At 79.5% G+C, this 732-nt stretch carries 1 pseudogene; it reads right to left on the bottom strand.

What is annotated here, in order from left to right:
- Nucleotides 1–108 precede the first annotated feature (108 nt).
- A pseudogene (locus tag EF903_RS33310) lies at nucleotides 109–693 on the bottom strand (DedA family protein); the annotation flags it as partial.
- Nucleotides 694–732 lie beyond the last annotated feature (39 nt).

Here is a 732-nt window from a genome sequence, read left to right as displayed (position 1 = left end):
TCGGCACCACCGGCACCAACGCCCCCACCGCCACCAGCAGGAACAGCGCCGGATACCCGACCGCCTGCTCGGCGGTCTCCGCGGGCACCCCGCCCGCCGCCCACGCCCAGCCCGCGGCCGCCGCCACAGTCCCGGTGCCGCGCCCGCCAGCAGGGCCAGGAGCACCGCCGCCACCACGCCCTGCCAGGGCTCCGCGAACAGCGACCCGCCGAGGATCCCGATCAGTCCGTACGCCGCCGCCCACGCCGCGCACGCCGGCGCGTCCCCGCGCGCGAACCGGCGCAGCGGCCACTGCGCGAGCAGGCACGCGGCCATCACCGGGATCCGGCCGGCCGGCACCAGCCGGGACAGCACCAGCACCTGCACCCCGTGCCGTTCCAGGCCCGCCCGCGCCTGCTCCAGCCGCTCCGGCGCGGTCCGCGCCCGCAGCCGCTCCAACCCCCGCGACCCGCCCGGCGACCGCACCCCGCGCCCGCCCAGCCAGTACAGGGCGAGGTCCCCCGCGAACGCGGCCAGCGCGGCCACACCGATCACCAGCAGCACCCCCAGAGGCGGCGACGCCCGGTGGAAGGCCACCACCGCCGCAGAACTCACCAGCGCCCCTGTCGGCACCACCGGCACCAACGCCCCCACCGCCACCAGCAGGAACAGCGCCGGATACCCGACCGCCTGCTCGGCGGTCTCCGCGGGCACCCCGCCCGCCGCCCACGCCCAGCCCGCGGCCGCCGCCAC

This window comes from Streptomyces sp. WAC05292, from assembly GCF_003949955.1.
Classification (GTDB): domain Bacteria; phylum Actinomycetota; class Actinomycetes; order Streptomycetales; family Streptomycetaceae; genus Streptomyces; species Streptomyces globosus.
This window is presented reverse-complemented; position numbering and strand designations above follow the sequence as displayed.